The organism is Prolixibacter sp. SD074 (assembly GCF_009617895.1).
Taxonomy (GTDB): domain Bacteria; phylum Bacteroidota; class Bacteroidia; order Bacteroidales; family Prolixibacteraceae; genus Prolixibacter.
Window position 1 is genome coordinate 1,351,694 of record NZ_BLAW01000001.1, and the last position, 16,035, is coordinate 1,367,728.

10 protein-coding genes are annotated in these 16,035 nt (G+C 45.9%); 2 read left to right on the forward strand and 8 right to left on the reverse strand.

What is annotated here, in order from left to right:
- Positions 1 to 235: 235 nt before the first annotated feature.
- On the forward strand, positions 236 to 772 hold the full coding sequence (locus GJU82_RS05970) for a hypothetical protein (RefSeq protein ID WP_153631311.1): 537 nt from the start codon (positions 236 to 238) through the stop codon (positions 770 to 772).
- A gap of 70 nt (positions 773 to 842) precedes the next feature.
- On the opposite strand, the gene GJU82_RS05975 is transcribed toward GJU82_RS05970, so the two are convergent.
- From GJU82_RS05975 to GJU82_RS05985, 3 genes are all read right to left on the reverse strand, one after another.
- Positions 843 to 2,393 carry an IS5 family transposase gene (locus GJU82_RS05975; protein WP_153631077.1) on the reverse strand — a complete coding sequence of 517 codons (1,551 nt, stop codon included), beginning with the start codon at positions 2,391 to 2,393 and terminating at the stop codon, positions 843 to 845.
- A 224-nt stretch (positions 2,394 to 2,617) separates the two neighbouring features.
- Complete coding sequence (locus GJU82_RS05980; protein ID WP_153631312.1) at positions 2,618 to 3,820, reverse strand: TlpA disulfide reductase family protein; 1,203 nt, start codon at positions 3,818 to 3,820, stop codon at positions 2,618 to 2,620.
- Positions 3,821 to 3,918: 98 nt separating this feature from the next.
- Positions 3,919 to 4,845 carry a DUF898 family protein gene (locus GJU82_RS05985; RefSeq protein ID WP_153631313.1) on the reverse strand — a complete coding sequence of 309 codons (927 nt, stop codon included), beginning with the start codon at positions 4,843 to 4,845 and terminating at the stop codon, positions 3,919 to 3,921.
- A 246-nt stretch (positions 4,846 to 5,091) separates the two neighbouring features.
- Here GJU82_RS05985 and GJU82_RS05990 point away from each other — a divergent pair, with 246 nt between their 5' ends.
- Positions 5,092 to 5,481 carry a hypothetical protein gene (locus tag GJU82_RS05990; protein WP_153631314.1) on the forward strand — a complete coding sequence of 130 codons (390 nt, stop codon included), beginning with the start codon at positions 5,092 to 5,094 and terminating at the stop codon, positions 5,479 to 5,481.
- A gap of 286 nt (positions 5,482 to 5,767) precedes the next feature.
- Here GJU82_RS05990 and GJU82_RS05995 read toward each other — a convergent pair whose 3' ends face one another.
- The 5 genes from GJU82_RS05995 to GJU82_RS06015 all read right to left on the reverse strand — a co-directional run bounded on the left by GJU82_RS05995 (position 5,768) and on the right by GJU82_RS06015 (position 16,029).
- Complete coding sequence (locus GJU82_RS05995) at positions 5,768 to 7,117, reverse strand: sensor histidine kinase KdpD (protein ID WP_194830978.1); 1,350 nt, start codon at positions 7,115 to 7,117, stop codon at positions 5,768 to 5,770.
- A 280-nt stretch (positions 7,118 to 7,397) separates the two neighbouring features.
- Positions 7,398 to 10,199, reverse strand: a complete 2,802-nt coding sequence (locus GJU82_RS06000) for a sugar-binding domain-containing protein (RefSeq protein ID WP_153631316.1) — start codon at positions 10,197 to 10,199, stop codon at positions 7,398 to 7,400.
- Positions 10,200 to 10,418: 219 nt separating this feature from the next.
- Complete coding sequence (locus tag GJU82_RS06005) at positions 10,419 to 11,666, reverse strand: MFS transporter (RefSeq protein WP_153631317.1); 1,248 nt, start codon at positions 11,664 to 11,666, stop codon at positions 10,419 to 10,421.
- Between the two features lie 44 nt (positions 11,667 to 11,710).
- Positions 11,711 to 14,326 carry a glycoside hydrolase family 2 TIM barrel-domain containing protein gene (locus GJU82_RS06010; protein ID WP_153631318.1) on the reverse strand — a complete coding sequence of 872 codons (2,616 nt, stop codon included), beginning with the start codon at positions 14,324 to 14,326 and terminating at the stop codon, positions 11,711 to 11,713.
- A 224-nt stretch (positions 14,327 to 14,550) separates the two neighbouring features.
- Positions 14,551 to 16,029 carry a RagB/SusD family nutrient uptake outer membrane protein gene (locus GJU82_RS06015; protein WP_194830979.1) on the reverse strand — a complete coding sequence of 493 codons (1,479 nt, stop codon included), beginning with the start codon at positions 16,027 to 16,029 and terminating at the stop codon, positions 14,551 to 14,553.
- Positions 16,030 to 16,035: the final 6 nt, after the last annotated feature.

A 16,035-nucleotide genomic window follows, 5' to 3' on the forward strand; every position in this document is an offset into this window, starting at 1 on the left:
TTTGCCTTAGCTAGATTTCAGCTAACGTAGTTATGCGTTCTGTATTTATTGTTCCCGTTTCAATCGGGGTTAGCACGTGCGGCGCAACAGCAAGCCGAACCTGAAACCGTCGAAAGTTTGAAAGTCAAAGGTCGAATATCCTGATCTAACGATAGAAACAACGAAGCGCAACTTGAAACCTGTAACCTGAAACCTGAAACCTGTAACAACAGAAACTCTTTTAACGTTTTACGTCATGACACACGAACAACAAATCCGGATGATGATGTTCCAGGTGGCACGCGATTACCTGGCCAACAATCACGATGTAGTAAAAGCGCTTCCGAACTACTCTTTCTGGTACGACCGTTTTACCCAAAGCATTGGGCTGTTGATGGAGATGACGGTAGAACAGGGCCGGAACACGAACGGTATCTCTGTACTGAAAAACGATCTGAAGAAGCGGCTGGGTGATATGGCTTTTAACCTGTCGAGCCGGATGTATGCCTACGCAATGCAGAACGACCTCACAGCAATGAAGCCTGATGTGTATAACCCGCTCAGCCGGTTCCGGTTTGGTACCGACAGCTATGTGCGCGATTGTTCTCGGAGGTTGTACGATCTGGCGCAGGAACACCTGGAGAAGCTCTCTCCTTACGGTATGACGGCTCCAATGCTCGATGCGTTGCTGGTGAAGTTGCAACTGTATGAGCAGGTTCTTTCGAAGCAGCCGACGAAGGTGAGCCAAGTGATGGCGGTTACTTCCCGCATCGGAATGTGTTTGATGAGGTGAACGTTTCAGGTTACAGTTCATCCTAATCACACTCTTAATTGTTCATTTCTAATTAGGGTCTGCTGATTTTCTATGCGCCACACGAGTTCGATATTGGAATGAGCAAAAGGTTTTTGTCAAATAATTCTAATCTCAGCAGGTTTTTGATGGCCGCTTTTAGTTTTTTAAGTAAGAGCGCAAAAGAACCTTTCCATTTTTCTGCCACTTGCAGCAATTTGGCCAGGTTCATGACAAAAAGGATCGCATTGACCCATGATTCGGACGTTTCAGGAAGCCTGGCCATGATATTGTTGAGCCCGTATCCTCGTTTGCCTTGTCCAAACTTGCCTTCTACGTGGTTTCGTTTGGCTGCTTCTTTTTTGTCACGGTATTTCTGACTGGCAGTTTGGCTGTCATTTTTCGGTGGCCTTCCCAGGGGTTTGCCGTAGATCTTAATCCCTTTTTCTTTCAGGTATTTGCGGTTTTCCCTTGTCAGGAAAATCTGGTCGCCAAGGAATACCCGGGGATAGCAACCATAGGTATGTTTAAAATTTTCTACCTGCATTTTCAAATCCGTGCTTTCATTGTAGGCATCCCAGCTGAACCGGTCTATCCGGCAGAATCCGTTCACCTCACTGATGTTGATTTTCGCTCCAAATTCGGTTTTCGCTTTGTCTTTTCCCCGGACAATCGGACGCACATGGGGCTGGAAAATGTTCACAATGCGGTTCTCGCATTGATGGGTTCTATTCTCATACATCAATTTTTGCTGGCTGTAAACTTTCCGAATGGTTGCCATCAGTTCCCTGTCGCGTTTTTCCAGCAATTCCGACCGACCGGGTTTTAACAATAAGCTGTCAACTATTTTTAGATCGCGGGAAATGTATTGAAGCTGTCCCCTGATTCCCCGGCGAATCTGCTTCTTTGTCTTCTTTTTCTTCTTTGCAATGTTCAGGTAATGCTTGCGGGCATTCCTGCGGTAGGTTCTTGGTTTTGTTCCATCTGCCGGGCGAAGGTACAACAGGTCTATGATTCGTTCCAGATTTCCCCTGGAGGTGTTTAAGAGTTTCAAATCTGTCGGATAGGTGATCTCCTGGTCGGCCACAGTCGCATCTACTTTCAGTGTTCCCCGGTTATCATTCTTTTCGGGCCCGTCGTTTTTGTCCTTATCCTTGTCCGTTGCCTCTTCCTTTTGTTGCTGTTGTTTTCTTTTAATGCGGGACTGATGTGGTTTAATTTGTTCGGATGATTCGATGATTCGTTGGTTGAAAGCTTCAAACTCATCGCCTCCCAATCTTTTGCGGATATCGACAAACAGGCTGGCATCAAAAACCGGTTGGGTGGTAAAACACGGCAGCCCGCAAAAGTATTGCAGGTAAATGTTTTCCTGTATCATTTCTATGGTACCCCGGTCATCCAGGCCAAGCTTGTGCTTGACTATCAAGGCCGCTATCACCGTGCGGATGTTGACACTTTTACGCCCCGAGCCCGCATCGAGCTTCCGGCTATAAACGGCTGCAAGTGAATCCCAGGGAATCAATGCGGCTAATTTCACCCATCGGTTCTCCTTGTCCAACCCTTGTTCAAAAGGATGCTTGAACATATTTAAACTTAATTGGCTTTGTGGTGTGTAATCAATCATATCTGCAAGGGTTTTGAACCCAATTTATACAAAACCATGCATTTACACCAATCATCAGCCTTGAAAATATGAACAAATAAATGTTGATAATCAATGTATTAAATGTATTCTTTGAGAATATCAGCAGACCCTAATTACTCATTGATTGGAGGGTTTCAGGCTTGTGTTGAATCTAATGTTTTCCATGTTGGTTCCAGGGTAAAGCATCGCGTCCCTACATGCTGTTATCGTCTTTCCAGGGTGGTTTTGATGGCGTTGGCTAACGCAGCTTTGTTCAGTCCGGTGCTGACGTAAACGACTTTTCCGGTTCCGTCAATCAGGAAAAAGACGGGTGCTACATCGACGCCATATTCGGTAGCCACATTTCTTCCCTGGTAAAGGGTTGGATAAAGCCGCTTCTGCTTTTCAACGTAAGTTTTGAGATTGGATGCCTCCCTGCCGGTCATTTCGATACCGTAAATCGCCAGGTCGTTGTGTCCGTCCAGCTTATGCAGTTTATTCAGAAAAGCGGTGGCCTCGTCGTCGCCCTGGCAATAGGGAAACCAGAACTCGAGCAGTACCAGTTTGCCTTTTATCTCTTTCAGACTGACAAAACTGCCCTTCAGCTCCGGAAGTCTCCATTGAGGTGCTACCTGTCCGGATTTTACCTGCGCCCGGTTTTTCAACGATGCAAAGTATTCCTGTTTAGACATGCGCAGATACGACTTCGGAAAACGGCCGTAACTCCATGCCGACGTCTCCATCCCTTGATCTATCCCGAGGTAACGGAAAGTCGATTCCCAGTAACCTTTGTTATCCGGGTAGTTCCATCGGAACTGAACCGGCAGTCCCATTCTTTTTGAGATAGCAAGCATATAATGATAGGTCTTCCCCGGCGCCGGTCTCAATTGGTGATTGGCATTCGGATCAATCCATTTATTCTTCATATCAATGGATACCCCCCAACATTCCTGCTTCCGGATGGTCCGGTCGTTTTGCCAGGTAATTTTAATGTCCGGGGCATCCATCATCTGTGGTAACAGCTTCCGCAGCACATACACCGAGTTGATGAGGTAGGTGGAGCTGTTCACGTCGAATGCTACATGATGATTGGAGTAGATGACGGTTTTGTCGAACGGACTGCTTTGAAAGAACTGGTGCCCGTTGAACACCTGCTCCCCGTTGCTGGTCATGAACCGGTACCGGGCTCCCAGAATGGAATCCGAACTGGTGAAATCGAAATAGCAAAGCGCCGAATCGAGCTTGTCCGTTCCCATCTCCCGCTGGAAGGTATGAATGGTGGTTTTGTACCCTACCGACTGCATCCGGTTTAACCGATCTTCCGTTTGCCAAAGAATATCAGTAGGCTTCTCCCGGCAACCGGCCAGCAACCAGATCCCCGTCAGTAAAATTAATCCTGTCGCGACCGTCCGTCTGTTCCACTTCATGTATCCTGTTATTTACAACAATGCTTTGATGTCCGCTAAGATACATTTATCTGTGGGTTTGTCATAGATGCGCTGCCTGCAACGTCTCTACCGTTTATTTAATGATCGTTCGAAGCAGTTACATAGGTTTTACTGAGGATGCGTTTCCGAATCTTTGCATAGGCCCAGGGACGATAGAGACCCAGTGTAACGATGGTCAGCAACCATTGTCCCCAGATAAACAGAAAATCGGCAGTTGGCTCGATATCATATCCAAATATGTAGGCTCCGTCTTCTTTTTGGGCAATGGTCCGTGCAGAAAAATAGGTGTATAACCGAAGGAAAGCCATAGGCAAATAGATTCCCAGGGTGATAACGGACAGGAATGCTTCCAACGCGATTTTTCCTACCGAAGGCATCCATTCCGTATTCCAGTGAATATGGTATTCCTTGTAATTAATGTTAATCAGCCATTTATAGTATAAGAAGTAATAAGGAATGGCCAGGATGAGGACAAACAAGTACCTGGAAATTGTAAAAGCAAGTGGTTCACTTTTGATCGAATAAAAAGGTATGGTACTCAGAGCAAATACAATAACCGGGATCATAAATACCAGGAGAACAATGACAAATAGTTTACTGCCGCTTCCGTTGAACCGGAATATATGTCCGCTATGCGAACTGTTATCGATAAAAAAGCGGTTGATATCCCGGGCAAACCAGGCACCATAAATCCCAAGGGTGATAACAGTCAAAAACGCTCCCAGTAACACCTTTCCGGTGAACAACCAGAATCCTCCACCAAAGCGAAAGTTGGTTTCTCCATACTGAACATGCTCAATGGTAATCTTAGCGATGAGATAGTATATTAATAAGCCGATAAGTAACAGGGGGAAAAAAATATGTTTTAAATAATGAAGCTCGACTCCAGGTGCATACCTTTCGTAGTAATAAACGCCCATCGGGATGATATATACCAGATAGTACAGTAACCAAATGGGCAAAAACTTCTTTCCTGTTAGAGTAAAATCGAAATAGTTTTTCATTACAGTTCTGTTTAATATATGTTGATTATTGGTTTATCTGTCTGTCTTACGTATGGCTAAATAAATGATGCATTCCATCTATTCGGTTAGTCACTGGGATACCAAAATAATAAAAAGAATGCAAACTTATTGTTCATTAGTCATGTCAATCGATTGTGCCGAAACAGGCAAATTCCGTTCATCCCACAATTCGAACCATTCAGCATATAAAATTGAACGTTCACCACTAAAATCGAACTATTAAGAATGGATAAAAATTACAAAACAGATGTTAGAGGGGAGACGAAAATGGTTAAAGGTTTCAGGTTGGGCTTCGCTGTTGTTGTGGTTAGAATTGTTTCTGTTGTTTCTATTGTTGACTCAGAACCTTTGACCTTTGACTTTCGATATTGGATGGTTTCAGGTTACAGGTTACAGGTTACAGGTTACAGGTTAAGCTTCGCTGTTTCTGTGGTTGGAATTGTTTCTGTTGTTCGCTCAGGACTTTCGACCTTTGACTTTCAGACTTTCGACGGTTTCACGTTTCATGTTACGGGTTGCGCTCTCGTTTTCCCATCTTCTCACCTTCATATCTTCTCACTTTCTCACATTCCGGCCATCAACAATGAACGATGGTTATTGCACCACATGTGGTGACCTTGAATAAATGATTCGCCACAAATAGCACAGATGAACACAGATTACATGCCTGATTGGCACCTCCCCGATGTTCGTGACTGCCCGGGTTAAGCTGTGCGGTTTCTATGGTTGGGATTGTTGACTCAGAACATTTGACATTTGACCTTCGACATTGAACGGTTTCAGGTTGCGCTTCGCTGTTGTTGTGGTTAAGAGGTTTCAGGTTGCGCTCTCACCTTCCCACTTTCTCACATTCAGTTTGCCGGAGCGTTTCTGTTGTTTCTGTTGTTGCCAGCGGATGTAATTAAACAGGTGACGGAAAATCGATAATTACCTTCGTCCCCGCATTCAATTTGCTTTCCACCCTAATGGTACCTTTGTTTTTTCGGACAAAATCTTTACACAGCGCCAAACCCAGTCCCGATCCGGTTTCACCTTCCGTTCCTTGAGATGACCGGCTATTCGCCAACTCAAAAATCCGAGTCAACCGCTTCGATTCAATCCCAATTCCTGTATCCTCAACCACCAGACGAACCCCGTTTTTGTTATTGCGGGTAGTGATGGAAATAGTGCCATCCCTAGGCGTAAATTTGATGGCATTGGAAACCAGGTTGCGGATAACGGTCTCAATCATTTTTGCATTTCCACTGATATAGGCTGCCTCTCCGTTATGATACTCCAGATGAATGGATTTCATCTGTGTCAGACTTTTGAAAAAATTGATATTTGAAGAGACCAATTGATTCAGTTCAATCAACTCGTCCTCAAAATGAGCCAAATTTTGTGATGTGTTTGCCCATTCCAATAAATTCTGCAACAAGTGAAAAGTAGACTGGCTCAGCACTTCCATATTCTCCATGAACATGAGCTTCTCCTCTTCTTTCAGATTCTTCTCGGTATTCAGCAAATTAAGGAAGTTCATAATGGTGCCAACCGGGCCTCTTAAATCATGTGCAATGATGGCGAAGAATTTGGTCTTGGATTTTAATTGTCCCTCCAGTTCCGTATACAGTTGCATGTTAACAGCTGACAAGAATCCAAACGTAAGGGCAGTCATAATGCCACCGGCAACTCCGAAGGCAATAATCCATATATTATTAATCTGCGCGGGAGTATAACCTGGACGATCCAGAATGATTCCGACACCTGCCAGTAGTAAAACCAGAAAAGCAGTAAAGGAAATGGCATTGAGTCGAAAAATATGCCGAAGGTATTGCTTACTATCATCCAGTTGAAGCATCTCATAAATGGATATGACACTGTAAAAAATCAGAACTAGCAGATGCAGGCCAACCCTAACCCTGTTCAACGGAAAGAGATAAAAGAATAGCAGCGATTGAAAAATGTCCAGGGCCGGGAGGCCAATCACAATCCACCGGATGATTCGCTTCTCCTTGAATTGCCAGATGCCTGCCAGATAAACATACAGCCCGGTTGTTATCAACAACATGGGTGCTGCTGTTGCCCAGAAACCATTCTCGGGAGAAATTAGCCGAAAAAGGAATCCTACTCCAATCATCAGATTTCCGGCTGCCCAAAATACCGGTCCTTTTACCTTTGCTGAATTCCGGTGTATGAGCAACATGTAAAACCCCATAATAAGACTAATTCCTGAGGCTATGACGATGATTATTTTCAAACTGAACTGTTCCATGTACATCCGCTTATCTAACAGCTGCGCAATTTAAACATGAAAATGGATTGTTCCACTCTCATCTGTATATTTTAAAATAAATACAAAAAGAGGACTGATGTAAATAGTTTATTTTCAGACTACTGATTTAATTTGTTACTTGCTGTCTCTGTTGTTTTAGGGCTTCGCAAATTAAGGTCGGTAGAGACGCAATTCACTGCGTCTGTCCGATAGGTTGGTATGAAATAGTAGTGACAAGGCAATGCCTTGTCTCAATGTTCAAATTTTCAGAATATCTTCTTTATTGTATCAGACCACGAAGTTGATTTTTGTCCAGTACTGCGATTGGATGAAATGCGTCCGATTCCATGTAGTCAACAATGGAACGATACAGTTGCACCGCTGCCGGGTCATCCTTTATTTCATTCAACCTCGACATGCAAACCAACAGCTTTCCGTTGCCTATTTTGTACTCAAATATCAACCCGAACTTATCGTTCCGTTGCAAATTATCGATGACCTGAACGATGGGGCGGTAGTTTTTCGCCGTTTGATTCAGATTTAACGGATTGCTGTGTTTGATAATAGACCACCACTGCCAGTTGGTGTGAAAGTCTGTGGGGAAATGGTTGAACAGCGGATGTTCCGGATTGGTCAAAATACCCAGCGTACCGGGCGAAACCGGTTTCTTTATCCGCTCACTGATTCCCTTAAACATATTGTAGTTCCAGAAATCGGGTGGAAACAAACCATCCACACTGTTTCTTTTCACCGATTCCCGCGAAGGAAAGAGTAATACTTTCTCTCCTTTATTGAGTTTATCGAATAGTTCGTTGTCCAGTTTCGAGGCGACGTAAATACCCTCCGCCGGCTGTACCTTTTTCAGTTCGGGGTAAACCCACACCGGATAAGTGTTCCGGTAATCGGTTCCTTCGATGCTTAAGGTAACGGTTAATTTCTGAGGCACGGTTACCTCTGAAAGCGGAATATGAATCTCTCCTACACTGTCAACTCCTCCCATAGAAATATCAGGTTTAATGAAGCTTCCCGATTTGATGACCTTCCCTTGTTGATCTGAAACCGTCCATTTCAGTAGCTGTTTCAAATCCCGGTTCGAATAGTTGGCCACTTCCACTGCGGCCGTAAACGTTTCGTTAACGATCCAACAGTATTTCTTAAATACCAGCATCGGAACCACATCGTTGCAAAAGTGCCGCCACTCGTCACGGGCAATCACGTGCTTACTATCCATGAAGGCATCGAGCATTCCCACCAGCGCTGTTCCCTGTCCGGGATAATCCTGCAAATCGAGCAGCTGAAAACCGGCCAGCCCTTTGGTGCGTAATGCCGCTTCGATTTCAGCCCGGTAACACAAAGCCGACCAGGCACCGGATGCTTTGGTAAATGCGCTATACTGATCCAGCATTCCCGCCTTCTTCAACCTTTCGCGAAAAACTTCCAGGTTACGAGGCTTCAGGATACCTGTATATTTCTTGATTTCATTGTAATTGGGATAAATCTGGTATTGCCCGACTTCATGACTAATCAGTGGAATCATAATTTGCGACACGGGATAATCGAAGTTGATCATCGTTGATGGCTGTTCTGTATTCAGGATGCCACCATCACGCGAATCGACAAAAGCCTGGGTAAGTCTCACATGCGTCAACGTAGTGTCGTGCGCGTATGGTGTCCGGGCAGCCACATGGAAATCCTCAACAGGCAGGGGTCCTGAGTATCCGATGTTGTCGTTCGAGCCTTGTGTGTACAAAGGGCGGTCGTCAGCCTTTTTCAAGTCAGCAATCAGTTCACCCACCTTATCAAGATTGCCCCACAATTCGTTCCCAGGCGATAGCATAACAAACGAGGGATGATTGGCATAGTTTTTCAGCAACGCTAAGCCTTCAGCCTTCAAGCGAAAAGCCAGCGTATCCGATTCCAGTCCGCCCCAAAAGGGTAGTTCCGGTTCCATGTATATTCCGACTTTATCGGCCGCCTCAAAAGCAGCCTCCGGCGGGCACCATGTATGAAAACGATAGTGGTTAATGCCGTATGATTTGGCGATTTTCAGTACCCGCATCCAGCCTTTCACATCCATGGGCGGATATCCGGTTAACGGAAAGACACAGGCATCGTGTTTCCCGCGCAGGAAGGTAATTCGACCGTTGATGGCGAATTTGGTTCCTTTGGCCGTAAATTTCCGCATCCCGAAAGGAACCTCCATATTGTCTTTGATATCGCTATGGCTGATAATGGCATTAAGATGGTAAAGTGGCTGATGATACTCATCCCATAAATCCATGTTGTTACCCAACGTGTATTCCAAGTGGATGACCGAATCACAGTTCATTTGAAAATGCGCCGGCTTCAGCGTTGTCACATTTCCATCTAACATCTTGGTCACCCTCAGTTCCACATCGACTTTATCCAGCTTCAGTTGATTATCGATGGCCATCTTTACCCTGATTTTCTTCTGGTCGATGTCCGGATAAACCTGCAGGTCGGAAATGTAGGTTTTGGGTGACGCTTCCAGGTAAATATTCCCGATAATACCGTTCCAGTTGGTCTGTGTATCGTCGGAATAGATGTGTACATTCCCGTAAGGCGTCAGCTTCAAATCATTATCAATCCGAACGGTAATGGCATGCCGACCCGGAGTCAGATAAGCCGAGACATCGTATTTCTGTGGAGATTCCAGCAGGATGGATTCGCCGATGTAGTGTCCGTCAATCCACACCTTCGAAGGCTTGGTTCGCTCCATCACAAAACGGATGTGCTTATCGCTCCAATTCTCCGGAATATCGACTGTTTTCCGGTACCAGGCCGAACCCTCGTAACGGTACACACGACTCAGATGCATGGTAGTGGAGTCGGTGTTCAAAATTCCTTTCCGGTTGGAATCGGTTGTACCCGGAAGTTTTATGGAATCGCTCAGCGCTGTTGAAAACCACTTTCCCTTTATCCCCACATTGGTTGAGTCCAGCTGAAACTGCCAGGTACCGGATAAGTGAATGTCTGAACGATAATTCTCTATCTGATGAGTACATGAAGAAAGAATACTTACGAGAAAGATGAAGATGAATGCTTTGACGAGTCCTTTCATTGGATTGTTGATTTGCGATTTAGCTGTCAGGTTTCAGATGCTGCAAAACCTTCCTGTTACCTTTACAAGATGTAATCAAATATAGGCAAAAGAAAAAAAAGCAACCAAGGGACTCTACGCTATTTATCCTGATTCCTACCAGGCAATTTTGCAATCAACGTTTTATAAAAAAAGAGACAAGGCAATGCCTTGTCTCTACTATTTCAATATGTTACTGTGCTATTGTTTTTTTAATTGAATGGTTTTATTGGTTATCAACGGCTTGGCCCAAAAACTGATGTACAGAAGATAGCCCAGTGTGAGATAAAGAACAAACATCCCCTGCCGCAAACCAATCATATCTTTCAATCCGCCAATGAGCAGCGATACCAATGCTCCGCCCGCAATACCGCTCATCAGTATGCCGGAGAACGTGCCGTGGTACTTGGCCACACTGTTCAGCGCCAGCGAAACCGTAATCGACCACATCACCGAAAGGGTAAATCCCAATGCCGGGAAACCATACACGGCCATTTGTTCATTACCAAAAAGGGTTGCTGTTAAGGTTATCAGGGCCAGGATGACGAAGATGCGTAACACCAGTTTGCTATCAATGAACTTCAGCAACAGCATCCCCAGCAGACAACCGATGGTGAGCATTCCCCAGAACCATCCAACAGCTGCCGCTCCTTCCACTTCTGGACGCAGACCGTGATAAGTGCGCAGGAATTCCGAAATCCAGTTGGCAATGCCCTGTTCCGTTCCTACGTAAGCAAAGATGCCGAAGAAAAAGAGGATAACTGTTTTGTTTTTCAGAAGCTCTTTGTGAATGGCCCATGCTCCGGTTGTTTCATCTTCCTTTCGTTCCACCTTCGGGAAACGCGATACTAAAATGATTACGATCATCAGCAGCGTGATGATGCCAAACACCCAGTAGAGCGATACCCATGGTAAATGTTCGGGCGTGATGTCGGCCAGAATTTGCAGGAACCAGTTGGACTGCGGTCCACTCTTATCCAAGTTGAGCACCAGGTAAGAATAGACATACGGACTCAGGAACGATGCTCCGCCGAAAACCAACTGTGCGAACACGGAATAAAAGGCAAATTGCTCCTCTCCTCCTGATACACGCAGCAATGGATTAATGACTACCTGCATTAGGGCCATGGCAGCGCCGATAAAAAACAACGAGCCGAGAAAAACCGGATAGCTGGGAAACAGGGCGAAGACAAACGCTCCAATGGTCGCGACAATCCATCCGCCGCTCATGCTGATTTTCTCTTTGTAGCGCTCCACCAGCATTCCCGACGGGATAGACATCAGTCCGTAAGCGATGAAAAAAGAGAAGGGCAACAAACCGGTCATGGCGCCACTCAGATGAAAACTGTCTGACACATTGGGATTAATCGATCCCAGAATATTGGTAATAAAAGAAATCACAAAGAAAACGATGAACACCAGGGCCACCATGTAATAGTTCCGTTTCATAAGCCTCTTTTGTCTGTTGAAATACTGTATTTCTGTTTATACTGTTAAAGCGTATTGTAACCTTTCATCTCAATTACCGGCTTTTCGCCGTTCAGATCTTTGGTGTTCATCTTCACCGTCAACACCCGCTCTTCTCCCGGAAGGAGTGAAATGTAGTTGTCGCTCCAGAAAACCGGCAATACCATTTCGTGTGACTGGCTGGTTTTGGCTTTCAAGCCGATGAAGAACGCCAGCTTGTCCGAAGGATTCTTCAGCGTCACTTTCACCCAGGTTTGGTCGCCATGCTGTTCAACCGTTTCCGTCTTTTCCACTTTCACCTTCGGCAGTTCGGTGAGCGCCGTGAAGTCGGCATATTCTTTTATCGGAGTCACGTACCACTTGGTACTGTCGAAATCCGACACATCTTTCTTCTGCGACAGCCAGTAAAAGCTGTGAGCCATCTCCTTCCCTTCGGGGGAAACGATGCGCAGATCGGCAAAATATACCGGCGTGGTGTTCTTCAGTTCCGGCAACGCCAGAAGTTTCTCCGAGGTATATTCCTTTACGGAGAAAGGAACCTCTTTGTTGAACACTTCCTTCGAGTTCAGATCCAGCACTTTTACTTCAGCCTTCAGATTATCGAAACTATGCCGGTAGTCGTTGGAAATGTAGATGTTGTGGTTTCCGTAGTTGTAAATGATATTCAGTGGCTTCAGCGCATTCAGTGTTCCGAAGGTAGCTCCGTTGGGCGTCAGGTAGTAATCGTACAGCTGCCAGAAGAGTTTCGGCCACGGTGCATTCAACATCCATTGAATGACGCCTCCCGCTTCGGCTTTGTTCACCGCGAAGGCTTCGAACATGGGCCGGATGGCTTCGTAATTGGCCATCTGTGCTTTCATTTCAAAATCGTCGATGTTCTTCGCTTCACCGTACCGATTGTCTAGCGCTTTCAGGTACGTATCGATGTTATGAAACTCACCACGACCGCAGTGGTAATTCCAGATTTCGTTAATCGGCCAGAGTTTGTCCGCGGGGAACATCTTCTTTAATGTCTCGATAGGTGGAATCTGCGGACCGGGACCTGTCTCGGTATTGAAACCGAAAGCACCACCGTTCTTGGTATCGATGTACCAGTAATTCGGCGATACATAATCGTACGGGCCATTCATCTTCACAGCCGTCGGACCAGTGACTTCGCTGGTGCGAACCGAGCACGCCGATAAGGTAGGCCGCGTCGGATCAACCACTTCCAGGTTATTCAGATAGGTTTGTTCCAGTGCCGGACGCGGCAACATATCGCTTCCCAATACCCACACAAAAATGCTGGGATGATTGCGCAACCACAGGATTTGATCATCCAGGGAGTTGCTGATAAGCTTTATCTCTTCGGGTGTTTGTACACCACCGAATTTGTCACATTTTTTACCTACATAATTTTCCCATTCCCACTCGCAACTCCAACCAGCCATGAGCAGAATGCCGTTCTCGTCGCAGAGCTTGTACAGTTCATCGCTTTCGCCCCAGAATCCTTCCAGCCGAATGGTATTCAGGTTCATCAGTTTGGTGTAGGCAACCTGCGCTTTCAGGTTGTCCTTGTTTTCGCGCAACAACAAATCATCGGCCCAGCCGCCTCCGCGTATCTGCAAGTCGCGTCCGTTGATTTTGTAAGCTCGTGAACCTTCTTTATTGATGTAACTGCTTACCTCGCGAATACCAAACGGTTGCGAGAGTTCATCGGACATTTTGTCGCCGACCTTACTGCTGACCTTCAATGTATAAAGATTTGGTTCGCCCATGGTAACGGGCCACCAGAATTTGGCATTTTTGAAATTCAATGCCGGATACTCTTCCGGTGTCCATACAACCCGTTTCTTTTCCAACGGCTGTAGTTCCACCTCTTTCTTCACGGTAACGTTATTGATCTGTGCCTCAACGGTAGCTTTCACCTTCTCTTTCGAGTGGTTAACAACCATTGTTTCGATGGTGAGTGCTGCTTCGTGGTCATTCTCCGTATTTACCTTTGATTGTACAAATGGCTGATTCACTGAAACCGCTCCATTGAAACGAAGCTTGACTCCGCGCCAAAGGCCCATGTTCTTGTCCGGCACTTTTGGCGTCCAGTCTACAAACCCAATAGTGAAATCTCCGGGCTGCGGCGGATACACCATCACCTGCAACAGGTTACCACTCTTTTTCAGTTTTCCGGTTACGTCGATTTCGAAGCGCTGAAAAGCCCCTTTCAACGTATCGGCCGATGCGATTTGCTTCCCGTTCAGGAAAACGTCGGCACTGTAATTAATGCCGCCGAAACAGAGGCGGGAGTATGCTCCGACCAAATTCTCCGGTACATCGAAGGTTTTGGAGTAGCGCCATTTTCCTTTAAACCACTCACGTGGCACCTTCTCCAGGTTGTCGGAAAAAAAAGGATCTTTAAACTTGCCGTCTTTCACCATGGCGGCAAAAACCGTGGTGGGCACATCGCATTTCAGTTCGTTCTTAGGAGAATACACATCGGGCTTGATGAGCTTACCATCGGCACTCCATTCGCCGTAAGGCTGGAGAGTCCAGTTCTTCACGAGTTTCAGGGTAGCTGACTGCTCCTGAGCAAAGCCATAGCTCGCCATGAAACAGAGCGCCAAAAAACTTAAAACAGTCGCATTGAGTTTCTTTCGTAATTTCATATTGCATTGGATTTAGCACAGGCAAATAATTGAACAGGACAATTATAGCGATTGTATTGTTTCATATCAGGATTTTATGGACGATTCAAAAAATCACTGCATACACCGACTGATTCTACGACATCTAAATTAGCAGAATAATGCACAACTTCACCAGCCGGCCGGGTATGCACTAAAACAGAAACGCTTACCGAAGTGAGGAAGCGTTTCTGTTTTCACACCAATTAATTATTAGTCAGCACTCCCTGACTCAAATCAATTTGCGATTGCGGGAGCGGGAAGAAATGATTCTGCGCTTCAGAATAACCAAAGTTTCCAATGGTTCCGTTAGCCCCCCACAGTTCTTCTCCACGGCCCTGACGAATGACATCCCAAAAGCGCTGTCCTTCCATTCCCAGTTCCACGCGGCGTTCGTGATAAACCGCTTTCAACGGATCGGTGTAAGGTGTCGGGCCCAGTCCCACGCGGTCGCGCACTTGTTGAAGATAGAAATTCCAGTCACCACCGGTGTGCGCTGCCGCTTCGGCGGCCCATAACAATACTTCAGAATAGCGAATCACCTTCCAGTTGTTTGGATCATCGCTCTGGTCCCCCCTTTGGCTCATCGGTATCTGGTATTTTTGTGCCATGTAACCATCGATACAGGAGGAGAAATCGTTGTCGGCAACCATCTCATCGGAAGTACCACCCCACAGTACTTCACCGTTAAAGATTACCGTAGCCTGAAGACGGGGATCGCCCGCTTCAAATTCATCGACGAAATTCTGCGTGGGACAATCAAATCCCCAACCGTCATCGTTGTTGCGGCTTCGGGTAAAGATGCCAAACATGTTGCCTTCGTTATCATCGCCCCAACTTCCGTCACCTGATTTGGAATACTGAATCTCAAAAATAGATTCTTTGCCATTCTCGTTGGTTAAATCCCAGTTGCTCGAATAGTTTTCTTCCAGCCCATATTCATTGGAATTGATGATGGTATCAGCCAGAGCCAGCGCTTCCGCCCATTTTTGCTCATAGATATAGGCTTTACACCGGAAGGCATCAGCCGCGCCTTTGGTCGCTCTTCCCATTTCTTCAGCCGATTGTTCGCTTTTATTAGGGAGATCCTTCGCCGCTTCGGCAAAGTCTGACACAATTTGATGCATTACCTCTTCCAGACTGGCTTTGGGAATATCGTACTTGCCGGGTTGAAGTTCTGACGTCACCAGCGGTACCTGCCCAAACATCTTATATAGCTCGAAATAGAAAACGCCTCTCAGAAATTTTGCCTCTGCTACAACTTCAGCTCTTTTCTCAGCACTAATCACATCTTCTGACATCGTCGATACCCGGCTAATGACCGTGTTGCAACGGTTAATCGCGATGTAATAACTCTGGTAAGGAATGATTAATCCCTCATTGTTCGCGCTATACTGGAATTTAAGCAGGGGTTCCATCCAGGGCTGATCTCCGGCTCCTTCCCCGCCCTTGTAAGAGTCATGTCCTAATATATCTCCAACCCAAAGCTGAAAATTGTTGGTACCGTCCTCCCAGCCAAGGATATCATAACAGGCCGTCAGTGCATTTTCAGCGTCCAGTTCTGTTGTAAAGTAATTGTCGATGGTCATGTACGGAGCCTTCGTATTCAAAAAATCATTTGAACACGAACCGGTGATTAAAGCCAGCATTCCAATTGCCAGCCAGCTCATTATTCTTGTTTTCATAATCGG

Excerpts from the sequence above, each read along its gene's own strand:
- GJU82_RS05970 (WP_153631311.1), top strand. The coding sequence starts at position 236 with ATGACACACGAACAACAAATCCGGATGATGATGTTCCAGGTGGCACGC.
- GJU82_RS05975 (WP_153631077.1), bottom strand. The coding sequence starts at position 2,393 with ATGATTGATTACACACCACAAAGCCAATTAAGTTTAAATATGTTCAAG.
- GJU82_RS05980 (WP_153631312.1), bottom strand. The coding sequence starts at position 3,820 with ATGAAGTGGAACAGACGGACGGTCGCGACAGGATTAATTTTACTGACG.
- GJU82_RS05985 (WP_153631313.1), bottom strand. The coding sequence starts at position 4,845 with ATGAAAAACTATTTCGATTTTACTCTAACAGGAAAGAAGTTTTTGCCC.
- GJU82_RS05990 (WP_153631314.1), top strand. The coding sequence starts at position 5,092 with ATGGATAAAAATTACAAAACAGATGTTAGAGGGGAGACGAAAATGGTT.
- GJU82_RS05995 (WP_194830978.1), bottom strand. The coding sequence starts at position 7,117 with ATGGAACAGTTCAGTTTGAAAATAATCATCGTCATAGCCTCAGGAATT.
- GJU82_RS06000 (WP_153631316.1), bottom strand. The coding sequence starts at position 10,199 with ATGAAAGGACTCGTCAAAGCATTCATCTTCATCTTTCTCGTAAGTATT.
- GJU82_RS06005 (WP_153631317.1), bottom strand. The coding sequence starts at position 11,666 with ATGAAACGGAACTATTACATGGTGGCCCTGGTGTTCATCGTTTTCTTT.
- GJU82_RS06010 (WP_153631318.1), bottom strand. The coding sequence starts at position 14,326 with ATGAAATTACGAAAGAAACTCAATGCGACTGTTTTAAGTTTTTTGGCG.
- GJU82_RS06015 (WP_194830979.1), bottom strand. The coding sequence starts at position 16,029 with ATGAAAACAAGAATAATGAGCTGGCTGGCAATTGGAATGCTGGCTTTA.